The sequence below is a fragment of the Amycolatopsis sp. cg13 genome, from assembly GCF_041346965.1.
In the GTDB taxonomy this organism is placed as follows: domain Bacteria; phylum Actinomycetota; class Actinomycetes; order Mycobacteriales; family Pseudonocardiaceae; genus Amycolatopsis.
This window is the reverse complement of the sequence record NZ_CP166848.1, coordinates 5144766-5159155: the sequence shown is the minus strand read 5'-3', so window position 1 is coordinate 5159155 and position 14390 is coordinate 5144766. Positions and strand designations below refer to the sequence as shown.

11 protein-coding genes are annotated in these 14390 nt (G+C 67.6%); 6 read left to right on the top strand and 5 right to left on the bottom strand.

What is annotated here, in order from left to right:
* From nuoL to nuoN, 3 genes are read left to right on the top strand one after another with little or no spacing between them, the layout of a single operon-like run.
* A complete protein-coding gene (gene nuoL / locus AB5I40_RS23740; protein WP_370932285.1) occupies nucleotides 1-1908 on the top strand; it encodes an NADH-quinone oxidoreductase subunit L in 1908 nt (635 codons plus the stop codon).
* Between the two features lie 13 nt (nucleotides 1909-1921).
* On the top strand, nucleotides 1922-3460 hold the full coding sequence (locus AB5I40_RS23735; protein ID WP_370940589.1) for an NADH-quinone oxidoreductase subunit M: 1539 nt from the start codon (nucleotides 1922-1924) through the stop codon (nucleotides 3458-3460).
* A 12-nt stretch (nucleotides 3461-3472) separates the two neighbouring features.
* Nucleotides 3473-5038, top strand: a complete 1566-nt coding sequence (gene nuoN / locus AB5I40_RS23730; RefSeq protein WP_370940588.1) for an NADH-quinone oxidoreductase subunit NuoN — start codon at nucleotides 3473-3475, stop codon at nucleotides 5036-5038.
* 480 nt (nucleotides 5039-5518) lie between these two features.
* Here the strand turns inward: nuoN and AB5I40_RS23725 are convergent, their stop codons facing one another.
* Entirely contained in the window at nucleotides 5519-6169 is a 651-nt protein-coding gene (locus AB5I40_RS23725; RefSeq protein ID WP_370932284.1) for a hypothetical protein, read from the bottom strand.
* 261 nt (nucleotides 6170-6430) lie between these two features.
* Here AB5I40_RS23725 and AB5I40_RS23720 point away from each other — a divergent pair, with 261 nt between their 5' ends.
* Together AB5I40_RS23720 and AB5I40_RS23715 are read left to right on the top strand one after the other, a co-directional pair.
* Nucleotides 6431-7468 carry a polyprenyl synthetase family protein gene (locus AB5I40_RS23720; protein ID WP_037816359.1) on the top strand — a complete coding sequence of 346 codons (1038 nt, stop codon included), beginning with the start codon at nucleotides 6431-6433 and terminating at the stop codon, nucleotides 7466-7468.
* Nucleotides 7469-7480: 12 nt separating this feature from the next.
* Entirely contained in the window at nucleotides 7481-8866 is a 1386-nt protein-coding gene (locus AB5I40_RS23715; protein WP_370932283.1) for a hypothetical protein, read from the top strand.
* Nucleotides 8867-8938: 72 nt separating this feature from the next.
* Here AB5I40_RS23715 and AB5I40_RS23710 read toward each other — a convergent pair whose 3' ends face one another.
* From AB5I40_RS23710 to AB5I40_RS23695, 4 genes are all read right to left on the bottom strand, one after another.
* Complete coding sequence (locus AB5I40_RS23710) at nucleotides 8939-10003, bottom strand: 2-oxoacid:ferredoxin oxidoreductase subunit beta (protein WP_370932282.1); 1065 nt, start codon at nucleotides 10001-10003, stop codon at nucleotides 8939-8941.
* The gene (locus tag AB5I40_RS23705; RefSeq protein ID WP_370932281.1) at nucleotides 10000-11928 is read right to left on the bottom strand and encodes a 2-oxoacid:acceptor oxidoreductase subunit alpha; all 1929 of its coding nucleotides are present in this window, start codon (nucleotides 11926-11928) and stop codon (nucleotides 10000-10002) included. The genes AB5I40_RS23710 and AB5I40_RS23705 overlap by 4 nt, the downstream gene beginning before the upstream one ends.
* A gap of 279 nt (nucleotides 11929-12207) precedes the next feature.
* Entirely contained in the window at nucleotides 12208-12969 is a 762-nt protein-coding gene (locus AB5I40_RS23700; RefSeq protein ID WP_370932280.1) for an enoyl-CoA hydratase, read from the bottom strand.
* 57 nt (nucleotides 12970-13026) lie between these two features.
* Nucleotides 13027-13470 (bottom strand): Lrp/AsnC family transcriptional regulator, encoded by a 444-nt coding sequence (locus tag AB5I40_RS23695; RefSeq protein WP_037712217.1) that lies wholly within the window; start codon nucleotides 13468-13470, stop codon nucleotides 13027-13029.
* 74 nt (nucleotides 13471-13544) lie between these two features.
* On the opposite strand from AB5I40_RS23695, the gene ddaH reads away from it, so the two are divergent.
* Nucleotides 13545-14390, top strand: coding sequence for a dimethylargininase (gene ddaH, locus AB5I40_RS23690; RefSeq protein WP_370932279.1), 846 nt, complete (start codon nucleotides 13545-13547; stop codon nucleotides 14388-14390).

Here is a 14390-nt window from a genome sequence, read left to right as displayed (position 1 = left end):
GTGACCGCATCATCGTGGCTGCTGGTGGCCCTTCCCGCCCTCGGCGCCCTGGTTCTGCTGCTATCCGGAAAACGCGCGAAGGCGTGGGGGCACCTGCTCGGCTGTGCCACCGTCACGCTCGCCTTCGTGTACGCCGTGATCCTGTTCTTCTCCACCGACAGCCACTCGGTCACCGACACCAAGATCTACTCGTGGATCCCGGTGACCCAGCTGCAAGTGGACTTCGGGCTGCGCATCGACGCGCTGTCGCTGACGTTCGTGCTGCTGATCACCGGCGTCGGCATGCTGATCCACTTCTATTCGATCGGCTACATGGCCGACGACGAGGGCCGGTACCGGTTCTTCGCGTACCTGAACCTGTTCGTCGCCTCGATGCTGATCCTGGTGCTGGGCAACAGCTTCGTGACGCTGTACCTCGGCTGGGAGGGCGTGGGTCTCGCCTCGTACCTGCTGATCGGCTGGTATCAGAACCGCCCGTCCGCGGCGACCGCGGCGAAGAAGGCGTTCCTGATGAACCGCGTCGGCGACGTCGGGCTCGCGCTGGCGATCTTCCTGATGTTCAAGTACGTCGGGTCGACCGGTTACGCGCAGGTCTTCGAGGGCGTCGCGCAGGGCAAGATCCCGCCGGGCGCGATCACCGCCATCGCGATCCTGTTGCTGCTGGGCGCTTGCGGTAAGTCCGGCCAGTTCCCGCTGCAGGCGTGGCTGCCGGACGCGATGGAAGGTCCGACCCCGGTGTCGGCGCTCATCCACGCGGCAACGATGGTCACCGCGGGCGTGTACCTCGTGGCCCGCTCCAACGTCATCTTCACCGCGACGCCGGACGGACGGCTGGTGGTCACCCTGGTCGGCGCGGTCACGCTGCTGCTCGGGTGCATCGTCGGCTGTGCCTACGACGACATCAAGAAGGTGCTCGCTTACTCGACGGTCAGCCAGATCGGCTACATGATGCTGGCGGTCGGACTCGGGCCGGGCATTTACGCGCTCGGCATCATGCACCTGGTGGCGCACGGCTTCTTCAAGGCCGGGCTGTTCCTCGGGGCCGGTTCGGTCATGCACGGCATGAACGACGAGGTCGACATGCGCAAGTTCGGCGGCCTGGCCAAGAAGATGCCGATCACCTTCGTCACCTTCGGTCTCGGCTACCTGGCGATCATCGGCTTCCCGTTCCTCACCGGGTACTACACGAAGGACGCGATCATCGAGGCGGCGTTCGGCCAGGAAGGCTGGCGCGGCTGGGCTTTCGGGCTCGCGACGGTGATCGGCGCCGGGCTCACCGCGTTCTACATGACGCGGCTGATGATGATGACCTTCTTCGGCAAGCAGCGCTGGAAGGACATCAAGTCTTCGGACGGACGCGATTTCCACCCGCACGAGTCCAAGCCGATCATGTGGGTCCCGATGGCGATCCTGGCGGTCGGCTCGGTCGGCGCCGGTGCGTTCTTCGCGCTGGGCAACCGGTTCGTCGACTGGCTGTCCCCGGTGGTCGGCCAGTTCGAGGAGGCCGAGCACACCCCGATTCCTTCGTGGACGGTCCCGGCGGCGACGCTGGTGCTGGCCGCGCTCGGCGTGCTGCTGGCGGTCTGGCTGTTCCGTCCCTCGCGCGACGTCCCGGTCGAACGCCCGGAGCGGGTGGCCTGGCCGGTCCGCGCGGCGCGCAAGGACCTGTACGGCAACGCGCTCAACGAAACCCTGGTCGCCCGTCCGGGCACCTGGCTGGCGCGGGCGCTGGTGTACGTGGACAACCGCGGCGTCGACGGCGCGGTGAACGGCCTGGCCGCGGCACTCGGCGGCGGGTCCGGGCGGCTGCGCCGGACGCAGACCGGATTCGTGCGGTCGTACGCACTGTCCATGCTCGGCGGCACGTTCCTGCTTCTCGCGGCCCTTCTGCTGGTGAGGTTCTCCTGACATGACTTGGCTTCTGGCGCTCATCCTGCTGCCGCTGGCCGGCTCGCTGGTGCTGGCGTTCCTCAAGGGGAACGACCGGGCCGCGGTCGCCACGGCGCTCGTCGTGTCCATTGTGGAGTTCCTGCTGATCATCCCGTTCTGGGCGAGCTACTCGCCATCGGGCGAGCGCATCCAGCAGGCCACGACGATGGACTGGATCCCGAACTTCGGCATCCACATCTCGTTCGGCACTGACGGCATCTCGCTCATCATGATCGCGGTGATCGCGCTCCTGGTGCCGATCGTCGTGGGCGCGCTCGGGCTCACCGACAAACTGCCCGCGGGCCGCAGCGCGGGCGGGTTCCTGTCGCTGATCCTGCTGCAGGAGGCGATCACGATCGGCGTCTTCGCGGCGACCGACGTGTTCCTCTTCTACGTGCTGTTCGAGATCATGCTGATCCCGATGTACTTCCTGATCGGCGGCTACGGCGGCGCGAACCGGCAGTACGCGGCGGTGAAGTTCTTCCTGTACTCGTTCCTCGGCGGCCTGATCATGCTGGCCTCGGCGATCGGGGCGTACTCGCTGGCCTCGGACAAGCTCGGCAAGGGCACGTTCGACTGGGCCACGCTGGTCACGGTGGTGCGCGACGCGCCGACCGGCACGCAGATCTGGCTGTTCCTCGGCTTCTTCCTCGCGTTCGCGATCAAGGCGCCGCTGGTCCCGTTCCACACCTGGCTGCCGGACGCCGCGGGCCAGGCCCCGATCGGCGTCGCGGTGCTGCTGGTCGGCGTGCTGGACAAGGTCGGCACCTTCGGGTTCCTGCGGTACTGCCTGCCGATGTTCCCGGAGGGCAGCAAGGCGCTCGCGCCGCTGGTGCTGATCCTGTCGGTGATCGGCGTGCTGTACGGCTCGATCCTCGCGGCCGGGCAGCGCGACATGAAGCGGTTCATCGCCTACGTGTCGATCGCCCACTTCGGGTTCATCGCGCTGGGCATCTTCACCTTCAACGAGCAGGCGATGGTCGGCTCGGTGTCGTACATGCTGAACCACAGTCTCTCCACGGGGATGCTGATCGTGGTGATCGGCCTGATCGTGATGCGCGGCGGGTCGAGCAAGATCTCCGATTACGGCGGCATGGCGAAGGTGACCCCGCTGCTCGGCGGAATGCTGTTGCTGGCCGGGCTTTCCGCGCTGTCGCTGCCCGGGACCAACTCGTTCATCAGCGAGTTCCTCGTGCTGCTGGGGTCCTTTGTGGACCAGCCGGTGTACACGATCCTCGCGACCGTGGGCATGGTGCTCGCCGCGGCGTACGTGCTGTGGCTGTACCAGCGGATCATGCAAGGCCCGGTTCGCGGCGACGCCCTGGTGGGCGTCGGCGGGGGACCGGGCACCGCGATCGCGCCGGAACTCGGCGCTCGCAAGGCCATTACCGACCTGGGCAAACGCGAGATCGCGATCCTCGCGCCCATGGCCATCCTGATCATCGGACTGGGTTTCTATCCCAAGCCGATGCTCGACACGATCACCCCGTCGGTGCAGGCGACGCTGTCTGCCGTGCAGGGAGGCAAGTAAACCGTGCTCGACATGTTCCTGGCGCAGGCGCCGGCAGCGCCGATCGAAGTGCCTTCAGTCGATTACGCGGCCGTGCTGCCGATGCTGATCGTCTTCGGCGTCGCGTGCATCGGCGTGCTGGTGGAAGCGTTCGCACCGAAGGCGACGCGGTGGGGGATCCAGGTCACGATCTCCCTCGGCGCGATCATCGCCGCGGGGGTTTCGCTGATCCTTTACGCGACTGGCGCTTCTGCTTCCAAGGCTGGTACTACGACGTTCTCCGGGTCTATTTCGGTGGACCGGCCGTCGTTGTTCCTGTGGGGCACCCTGTTGCTGCTCGGGCTTGGGGCGGTGTTCCTCATCGCTGACCGCAAGGTTGAGCCTGGTGGTGCGTTTGTGGCTCAGGCGGCGATTCGGCCTGGGACTGTGCAGGATCGGGCGCAGGCGGCTACTACGTCGCAGACTGAGGTTTTTCCGCTGACGCTGTTTGCGCTTGGCGGGATGATGACGTTCTGTGCGGCTAATGATCTTCTGACGATGTTCATTGCGTTGGAAGTTCTGTCGCTGCCGTTGTACCTCATGTGCGGTCTTGCTCGCCGTCGTCGGTTGATCTCGCAGGAAGCGGCGGTTAAGTACTTCCTGCTTGGGGCGTTCTCTTCGGCGTTCTTCCTTTACGGCCTTGCGTTGCTGTATGGGTACGCGGACTCGGTGAAGCTTGCCGACATCGCGCATGCTGCTGCTGGGTCGGATCGGTCGGACACGTTGTTGTTCGCTGGTCTTGGGTTGCTTGTGGTCGGCCTGCTGTTCAAGGGGTCGGTTGGGCCGTTCCATACCTGGACGCCGGACGTTTACCAGGGTGCGCCCACTCCGGTTACCGGGTTTATGGCTGCTTGTACGAAGGTTGCCGCGTTCGGGGCGATCTTGCGTGTGCTCAGCGTCGGGTTTTCCTCGACTAGCTGGGAGTGGCGCGGGGTTATGTGGGCCGTGGCCATTATTTCTATGGCGCTCGGGGCGATTCTCGGTCTGACGCAGACTGATGTTAAGCGGATGATCGCTTACTCGTCTGTGGCGCACGCTGGGTTCTTGCTCGTGGGTGCTATTGCGATGACCGAGGATGGGTTGTCCAGCACGCTGTTCTACTTGCTGGCTTATGGGTTCACTACGTTGGCTGCGTTCGGTGTGGTTTCCCTGGTTCGCGACTCCAGCGGGGAGGCTACGCATCTTTCCGCTTGGGCTGGGTTGGCCAAGCGGTCGCCGGTTTTGGCTGGGGTGTTTACGTTCTTGCTGCTGGCGTTGGCTGGGATTCCGTTGACCAGTGGGTTTGTCGGGAAGTTCGTGGTGTTTTCGGCGGCGTTGTCGGATGGGATGGCGCCGTTGGTGGTTGTCGCGCTGGTGTTTAGTGCGGTGGCTGCGTTCTTCTATCTGCGGGTCATTGTGTTGATGTATTTCTCTGAGCCTGCTGCTGATGGGCCTACCGTTACGGTGCCGGGTGGGTTTACTACTGCGGCTATTGCTTTGGGTGTTGTGGTTACGTTGGTGCTTGGTGTGTTGCCTGCCTTTGCGTTGGATTGGGCTGGGGCTGGAGGGTTTGCTTCCTGAGTTCTCGGGTGGCTCGTCGCCTGGCGGCGACATTGCGCCCCGGCGGTGAGGCTGGGCACCCCGATTTTTTAGTGTGACTACGGCGCTGGGGTGCTTGTCAAGGCGGGAAAGATGCCTTGACAAGCACCCCAGCGCCGTGTTTTTGGCTTTGTATCGGGGGCGGGGAGGTGTGGGTGCCTTGCTTTGGGTGCGGCGGCTGCGGTTTGTAGGTGGGGCTGGTGGCGGTTAGGGGCGGGGGAGGTGTGGGTGTCTCGATTTGGGTGCAGCGGCTGCGGTTCGGTGGGTGGTGGGGGCTTGCGCCCCAATGTGGCATTGGGTGCGTCGGATGCACCCAATGTGGCGTTCGGTGCGTCGCATGCACCCAATGCCACATTGGGGCGCGTCGCGGCGGGTGGTGAGCGAGCGGGCTTCACGGACCGTCGAGGGTCGTGAGGGGAACCCTGAGGGAATCAGAGTCAATGAGGGTTCCCCTCGCGTACTTCAGGGGGTGGGGGCGCAGGCGGTGTGGCCTACGGTGACTGAGCCGGAAGCGCCGGAGGCGGGGGCGAAGTCGATGCGCAGCATGGTCAGGGTCATGCTTCCGTCGCCGGGGAGCGTTTGGATGTTGAAGACCGCGTTTGCCAGCACCGTTCCATCGCTCTTGGTCAGCGGCTTGGTGTAGTTCGCGGGGATGGGGGACGGCAGGCCGCTGATGCCGGTGAGGCCGCTCAGGGTCCAGTTCGCGTTCGTGCCGCTCTGGGTTGCCTTGCAGGTCACCGTGTACGACGAGATGCGGATGCGTTTGCCGCCCGTGCTCACCAGGGCTGACAGTTCGAAGTTGTTGCCGGTGGCGGTCGACGTTGTGGTGGTGACGTCGTTCGCGGGGTCGACGACCTCGGTGGTGCAGCTTGACGTGCCGCCGCCGAACGTGACGCCGGGTTTGGATACCGCAGTTGCGGAGCCGCTGGTTGGGCCTTCTACGGCGCACGGGGCCTGGGTCGGGATGGAGATCGTGCTGCCGGCTTTGGTGAAGTTCGCGTTGCCGATGTCGGCGACTCCGGCGGGGCTGTCCGCGGCGGCGGGGCCGGCAGCGGCGAGCAAACCGGTGGCGGCCAGTGCCGCGGTGGCCAGTGCGGCGCGCTTGATGATCATGTCTCGTCTCCTCGCTGCGGATGGCTGCCTCAAAGGTCTATCCGCAGGTCCGAATCGCCCGTTGCGTCCTCGGGCGGCGATCACCCGTCCGGGATCGCGGATCAACCCGTTCGTGGCCTGGCGCGCGACCGGGGCGGCAGTGTCGCGTTCGTCACCGTTTCCGCAGGACAGCGGGTAAAGGCAGGCCGCGGGGCAACCACTACCCTGAAGGGGGTAACCGACTGGCGACGAGCGCCACGAGAGAGCGGAGCCGACGTGTCTGTGTCTTCACCACCTCCGGGGGCGGCCCGGGATGGCGCTGTCGAGGACCTGCGCGCGACCGTCGGGCTGCAGATCCAGGACGAGCCCTTGCTGCGCGCGATCGCGGGCGGGCTGGCGGACGTCGAGACGATGCTGCGGGACGTCGTGAAGAGCGACGTGCCCGCCGTGCACGACGCGGCGTTGCACCTGGTCGAGGCGGGGGGCAAACGTTTTCGTCCGCTGTTCACGCTGCTCTCCGCGCAGTTCGGGCCGAAGCAGGGCGAGCAGGTGCTGATCGCGGCTGCCGCGGTCGAGCTGGTGCACTTGGCGACGCTGTATCACGACGACGTCATGGACGAGGCGACCATGCGCCGGGGCGCGGAGAGCGTCAACTCGCGCTGGGACAACACCGTCGCCATTCTCACCGGCGACTACCTCTTCGCCCACGCTTCGCGGCTCGTCGCCGACCTCGGCACGGACGCCGCGCGGATCATCGCCGAGACGTTCGGCGAGCTGGTCAGCGGGCAGATGCGCGAGACCGTCGGGCCTGGGCCCGGCGACGATCCGGTCGAGCACTACCTCACCGTGATCGCGCAGAAGACCGGTTCGCTGATCGCGACGTCGGGACGCTTCGGCGGCATGATGTCCGGCGCGGCCGAGGAGCACATCCAGGCGCTGCGCCGCTTCGGCGACATCATCGGGGCGGCCTTCCAGATCTCCGACGACGTCATCGACATCGCGTCGCCCTCGGTCGAGCTCGGCAAAGCGCAGGGCACTGACCTGCGGGAAGGCGTTCGCACGCTGCCGATGCTGTACGCGCTGGCCGATCCGGGCACCGACCCGCGGCTCGTCGAGCTGCTCGCCGGCCCGATCACCGACGACGACCTGGTGGCCGAGGCGCTCGAGCTGCTGCGTCGTTCCAGCGGCCTCGAACGCGCGCGCGAAACTCTTTCCGACTACGCTTCCCGAGCACGTGCCGAGCTCGCCTCGCTGCCCGCTTCCCCTGCGCGCGACGCTTGCGAGTCGGTCGCCGACTACCTGGTCGCGCGAACGTTCTAAAAGGGGCGAGAAATGTCCATTTTCGGGCAGGTATGGCTCTGGAGCCTGCTGGCCTTCATCGTCGGCGCGGTCATCGCCTGGCTGGTGCTGGCGCGTCCGGCACGCAAGCGGGTACGCGAACTGGAAGCGGAACTGGCGAGCGCGCACGCCGACACGGCACGCGCCGCGGCCAGCACGCCCGCGCGCACCGCGGTCCTGCCGCCCGCGGAGGACTGGACCAGAGACCGCCGTGAGCACGCTCCGACGGAAGTGATCCAGGCGACGAGCGCTTTCGAGCCGGAAGCCGAGTACGACGCGGAATACCGCACGGCTCCGGAACCGGCGGCCGCTGTGGACACTGCGGACTCGCCGGACTCTCCGGAGGACGACGTCGACGAGGCGTTCGCTCAGGCCGAGGCCCGCGAACACCAAGCGGCGAACGGGCTTTTCGACAGCGCACCGGCCGAGAGCGTCCCGGAGGACTCCGGCTCGGTCTACCGTGCCGCGGCCACCGAGTACCTGCAGCCGGTCGACACTGGTTCGCACCGCATCGCGGAACCGGCTGAGGACCACGACAGCGGCTACCACCGCATCGCGGAACCGGCGGACGAGCACGACAGCGGCTACCACCGCGTCCCGGAGCCGGTGGACTACTCCGAAGCGGACAGTCCCGCCGAGCAGGAGCAGAGCCACTACCTGGCCGAACCGGCCGACGGACTGTCCTCTTTGGAGCGACGACTCGACCCGACTCCGTTGGACAGCACCGCTCCGGAGCCCGAGCCGGTCTCGCTGTTCCGCCCCGGGCCGGGCCGCGCGGCCGAACCGGAGCCGGACTGGTTCAACCAGACGGACGCGCCGCAGCGGTCGGCGTTCGAGGAACCCGCCGAACCGGCCGAGTCGGTTGTCGGTCACCTCGAAGAGGATTCGACCACTGATCACCTGATCCCGAACCCCGAGCCCGCCGCGGAGTCCACTGAGGACACTGCGGACGCTGCGGCAAGCCAGGGCCTGCCGAAACGGCAGCGCCGAGAATCCCCGCGCGGCGGTTTCGATGCGCCGCAGCCGATCCAGCCGTCGATGCGCCCGGTGGAGCGTCGGGAGCCGGACCTCGCCGGCGGGCACAGCGGTTCGCTGTTCGAACCGTCCGTGCAGCCGAACCAGGCCGCGATGGCTGCTCCGGAGCCGCCGCCCGCGCGCCAGACCGCTGACGATGCGGTGCCGCCGGGGCCTTTCGGTCCGGGGTCGGCGATGCCGCGTCCGGGTGGTGGGCGTCCGGCGGATGGTTTCACGGTGAAGGCGAGTGTGACGGCGTTGCGGTATTGCGGTGAGGATTCGCCGCAGTTCCCGAAGATGGTTGCCGAGGTGTGGTTCCGCAGCGCGGCTGATGCTGAGCGGGTCGGGTTCCGCCCCTTGCACTGAGCCCACATGAGACAGAGGCCGCCATCCCCAGCGGAAGGGGGTGGCGGCCTCTGTCGTAAGTGGACTAAACCGTCAGGCGACAGTCCAGGTGTCCTTGCCCCGCAACAACCCCTGCAGGTCCGGCTTCCTGGCCTCGCGCGCCTGCTCGACCTGGGCCCGTGCGGCGTCGTCATAGGTAGGACGCTCGACCTGGCGCAGGATGCCCGTCGGGACGTGGTTCAGGTTCTGGTCGCCAAGTCGGGAAAGCGCGAAGGCGTACGAAGTGTCCGCAATGGACGGATCGTGCACCACCAGGTTTTCCTCGCCGATCTCGGCCACCTTGCCGACATCCAGGCCGCCCCAGTCGCCGCGGCGGACGCCGAACTCGCCTTCTGGGCCGAAGCGGATCGGTTCGCCCGCGTGGAGCGGGATCAGGCGGGACGCGGCTTCGTCCTTGTCCTTCAAGACATCGAACGCGCCGTCGTTGAAGATCGGGCAGTTCTGGTAGATCTCCACCAGTGCCGAACCGCGGTGTTTCGCCGCTGCCTCAAGGACTTCGGTCAGGCCCTTGCGGTCGGAGTCCATCGCGCGGCCCACGAACGACGCCTCCGCGCCGATCGCCAGCGACAGCGGATTGAACGGCGTGTCCAGCGAACCCATCGGCGTCGACTTCGTGACCATGCCCTGGCCGGACGTCGGCGAGTACTGGCCCTTCGTGAGCCCGTAGATCCGGTTGTTGAACAGCAGGATCTTGATGTTCACGTTGCGCCGCAACGCATGGATCAGGTGGTTGCCGCCGATGGACAGCGCGTCGCCGTCGCCGGTCACGACCCACACCGACAGGTCCGGGCGCGTCGTGGCGAGACCGGTCGCGATCGACGGCGCGCGGCCGTGGATCGAGTGCATGCCGTAGGTGTTGAGGTAGTACGGGAACCGCGACGAGCAGCCGATGCCCGAGATGAAGACGATGTTCTCCCGCTTGAGCCCGAGCGTCGGCAGGAACGACTGCACGGCGTTGAGCACCACGTAGTCGCCGCAGCCGGGGCACCAGCGCACTTCCTGGTCGGACTTGTAGTCCTTGGCCTTCTGCGGTTCGTCGGTGGTCGGCACCAGGTCGATGCCGCCCAATTGCGGCAGCCCGAGATCGATGGCGGTCACTTGACGCCCTCCGGAACGAGGTTGGCGATGATGTCGGAGAACACGTTCTGCAGTTCCTCGGCCTTGAACGGCAGGCCGGCGACCTTGGTGTAGGAATGCACGTCCACCAGGAACTTCGCCCGCAGCAGCAGCGCGAGCTGGCCGAGGTTCATCTCCGGCACGACGACCCGGTCGTAGCGCGCGAGCACCTCGCCGAGGTTGTGCGGCAACGGGTTCAGGTGCCGCAGATGCGCCTGCGCGATCGGCATCCCGAGCTTGCGCACGCGACGGCAGGCCGCGCCGATCGGGCCGTAGGACGAACCCCAGCCCAGCGCCAGCACGCGCGCCTCGCCGGACGGGTCGTCGACCTCCAGGTCCGGCACGTCGATGCCGTCGATCTTCGCCTGGCGCAGTCGCACCATCTTGTCGTGGTTGTCCGGGTCGTAGGAGATGTGGCCGGTGCCGTCGGCCTTCTCCAGTCCGCCGATGCGGTGCTGCAGCCCGGGAGTGCCCGGAATCGCCCACGCCCGCGCGAGCGTCTCCGGATCGCGCACGTACGGCCAGAACTCGCCGGAACCGTTGTCGGAGTTGGGTTCCGACGCGAATTCCACGCGCAGGTCCGGCAGGTCCTCAACATTCGGGACCAGCCACGGTTCGGAACCGTTGGCGATCGCGCCGTCGGACAGCAGCAGCACCGGCGTGCGGTACTTCAGCGCGATCCGGGTGGCCTCGATCGCCGCGTCGAAACAGTCGGCGGGGGACAGCGGCGCGATGATCGGCACCGGCGATTCGCCGTTGCGGCCGAACATCGCCTGCAGCAGGTCGGCCTGCTCGGTCTTGGTCGGAAGGCCGGTGGACGGCCCGCCGCGCTGCACGTCGATGATCACCAGCGGCAGTTCGGTCATCACGCCGAGGCCGATGGTCTCCGACTTCAGCGCGACGCCGGGACCGGACGTGGACGTGATGCCCAGCGCCCCGCCGTAGGACGCGCCGAGCGCGGCCCCGATGCCGGCGATCTCGTCCTCCGCCTGGAAGGTGATGATGCCGTAGTTCTTGTGCTTGGACAGTTCGTGCAGCACGTCCGAGGCCGGGGTGATCGGGTACGTGCCGAGCAGGATCTGCAGCCCGGACTGCTGTCCGGCGGCCACGATCCCGTACGCCAGCGCGGTGTTGCCGGTGATCTGCCGGTAGGTGCCCTTGTCCAGCTTCGCCGGCGCGACCTCGAAGGTGGTCGCGAACGATTCGGTGGTCTCGCCGTAGTTCCAGCCTGCCCGGAAGGCAAGGATGTTCGCCTCGGCGATGTCCGGCTTCTTGGCGAACTTCTCGCGCAGGAACCGCTCGGTGCCCTCGGTCGGCCGGTGGTACATCCACGACAGCAGGCCGAGCGCGAACATGTTCTTGCAGCGTTCGGCGTCCTTCTTGCCGAGGCCGGTGTCGGCGAGCGCGCCCTGGGTCAGAGTCGACATGGCGACCCGGTGCACCTGGAACGGCGACAGCGAGTCGTCGTCGAGCGGGTCGGTCTCGTAGCCGACCTTCACCAGGTTCCGCTTGGAGAACTCGTCGGTGTTGAGGATGATCGTCCCGCCGTGCGGGACGTCGCGGACGTTCGCCTTCAGCGCGGCGGGGTTCATCGCGACGAGGACGTCCGGCCGGTCGCCCGGCGTGAGGATGTCGTAGTCGGCGAAGTGCACCTGGAAGGACGAGACGCCGGGGATGGTGCCCTGTGGCGCCCGGATCTCGGCCGGGAAGTTCGGCATGGTCGACAGGTCGTTCCCGAACGCCGCCGCCTCCGAGGTGAACCGGTCGCCGGTCAGCTGCATCCCGTCGCCCGAGTCGCCGGCAAACCGGATGACCACCCGGTCCAGCTTGTTCACCTCGGTGGAGCGGGACGCGGTCAGCGCGCCTTGCCCGTTCCCGGCCGCGCTGCCGTTCGCACTGGTGCTCATGGGTCAGGGAATCCCTCTCTCCCGGCGTGCTGCGGGCCAGGGTCGGCTCCCCGGGGAGCCCGCCGAGGCCTGTTTCCGAGGTTACTCGCCACACATCAGGCCGCGGTCGTAGTGCGGTCAAGTGTGGGGTACCCAGGCCCACCGGGGTGTCCTCGATCGTAGGGCGAATCATGCCGTCGTCCGGAGTGACGCGCGTCTCTTGCCGCCCGCGCGGCACTGACCAGCAGTTTGCTCCAGGTTGAGGGTTCCCGGAATGTGGGAATTTGTGCGCGGTGCCGGTCAGCGCCCGCTGATACGCGCCTTCATCGCCGCCAGCCGCTCGGCGAATGCCGGTGCGGCCAGTGATTCCAGCTGCGGGACGAGTTCGGCTTCGACCGCCGCGGCGTGTTCGGTCAGGCCGCTCGTCTGGCGCATAGTCCGCTTGGTGGACAGCACGACCTCGCGCGGCGCGGCGACCGTCGGGGCGGCGAGGTCGCGGGCGGCCTGGACCAATGCGTCGTGGTCGCCGTCCACAAAGCGCAGTGCGAACCCGGCCCGCACTGCGGATTCCGCGGTAAGGGTTTCGCCGAACAACGCCATCGCGGACGCCTGCTGCGGACCGAGGATTCGTTGCGACATCCAGGTCATGCCGCCGCCGGGGTGCAGGCCGAGTTCGAGGAACCGCGGGATGAACTTGGCGTGCGGTCCCACGAGCCGGACGTCGGCGGCCAGCGCGAGGTTCAGACCAGCGCCGACGGCGGCCCCGCCGACCGCGGCGATGGTCGGCAGGCTGCATCCGGCGACAGCGAGGAACCCCGCGTACACCGAGCGCAGTCCTTCGGCGTCGGCCTTGCCGAGCGCGGTGAGGTCCGCGCCCGCGCAGAAGGCTGGCGGTGCGCCAGTAACGATCACTGCGTGCACGCTCTCGTCGGCCTCGGCGCGCGCGACCGCCGCGGCCAGCTCGGCGGAGAGGTCGAGGGTGAGCGCGTTGCGGCTCTTCCTGGCGTCGACGGTGAGCAGCGCGACGCCCTGGTCGTGCTCGCTGTGAATGCGGTCGGTCATGGCGCTCAGCATCGCATCGTCGTGAGTGGCGATGCCGGTTAGAACCGGCGTAGGCACTCACGACGGCGTCGGCGGGCGCTCCAACAGCCGGGACAGCACAACCGTGGACACGGTGCGGTCGATGATTTCCAGCCCGCGCAGCCGTTCGAGCGCGGTCTCCAGGTGGTGGATGTCGGCGGCGCGCAGGTGCACGATCGCGTCCGCCGCGCCGGACACCGTGTACGCGGCGACGACCTCGGTCAGCGGTTCGAGCCGGGCGCGGATCCGGCCGGGCGTGACGTTGCCCTGGCAGTGCACCTCGACGAACGCCTCGGTGCCCCAGCCGAGCGCCTCCGGGTCGACGACCGCGGTGAAGCCGCGCAGGACGCCCGTTTCCAGCAGCCGGTCCACGCGCCGCTTCACCGCCGGGGCGGACAGCCCGACCACCTTGCCGATCTCCGCGTAGCTGGAGCGAGCGTTGGCCACCAGGCAGGAAACGATTCGCTGGTCGATGGTGTTCACACGCAATGTTTAGCATGCAGGTGCGCAGTGAACAGCGATTGATTGCGAGATTAGGTCCACCTTAGCCTGGTTGCATGCAGGGAGAGGCTGTGCCGCCGCGGGTGCCCACGCCCCGCCGTTACCTGATGTGCCCGCCGCGTTATTTCGCCGTCGACTACGCGATCAACCCCTGGATGGACCCCTCCAAGCCGGTCAGCGCGGACGTCGCCGTCGCGCAATGGACCGAGCTGCGCGACACCTATCGCCGCCTCGGCCACACCGTCGAGGAGATCGATCCGCAACCCGGCCTCCCGGACATGGTGTTCGCGGCCAACTCGGGCACCGTCGTGGACGGGCGCGTGCTCGGCTCGCGGTTCCGCGCCCCGCAGCGCACCGCCGAGGCGGAGCATTTCCGCCGCTGGTTCCTCGAACACGGCTACCGCGACCTGACCATGCCGGAGAAAATCAACGAGGCCGAGGGCGATTTCGCCTGGACCGGACGGCTGCTGCTGGCCGGTACTGGCTTCCGCACCGACCCTGCCGCGCACGCCGAGGCGCAGGAGGTGCTCGGCGTCCCGGTCGTGTCGCTGCAGCTGATCGACCCGCGGTACTACCACCTGGACACCGCGCTGTTCGTGCTGGCCGAGGCGACGGACACGGCGACCGCGCAGGTCGTCTACTACCCGGAGGCGTTCTCGCCTGGTTCGCAGCGCGTGTTGCGGCGGATGTTCCCGGACGCTGTGCTCGCTACTGCGGCTGATGCGGAGTGCTTCGGGCTGAACGGGGTGTCCGACGGGCGCAACGTGGTGTTGCCGGTCGAGGCGACGGACCTTGGTGCTCGGCTGGCCGAGCGGGGTTACGAGCCGGTGTATGTGGATATTTCGGAGCTGCGGAAGGCCGGTGGCGGCCCGAAGTGCTGCACGCTGGAGATCCGCAAGTAG

Excerpts from the sequence above, each read along its gene's own strand:
- nuoN (WP_370940588.1), top strand. The coding sequence starts at position 3,473 with ATGTTCCTGGCGCAGGCGCCGGCAGCGCCGATCGAAGTGCCTTCAGTC.
- AB5I40_RS23725 (WP_370932284.1), bottom strand. The coding sequence starts at position 6,169 with ATGATCATCAAGCGCGCCGCACTGGCCACCGCGGCACTGGCCGCCACC.
- AB5I40_RS23715 (WP_370932283.1), top strand. The coding sequence starts at position 7,481 with ATGTCCATTTTCGGGCAGGTATGGCTCTGGAGCCTGCTGGCCTTCATC.
- AB5I40_RS23705 (WP_370932281.1), bottom strand. The coding sequence starts at position 11,928 with ATGAGCACCAGTGCGAACGGCAGCGCGGCCGGGAACGGGCAAGGCGCG.
- AB5I40_RS23700 (WP_370932280.1), bottom strand. The coding sequence starts at position 12,969 with ATGACCGACCGCATTCACAGCGAGCACGACCAGGGCGTCGCGCTGCTC.
- ddaH (WP_370932279.1), top strand. The coding sequence starts at position 13,545 with ATGCAGGGAGAGGCTGTGCCGCCGCGGGTGCCCACGCCCCGCCGTTAC.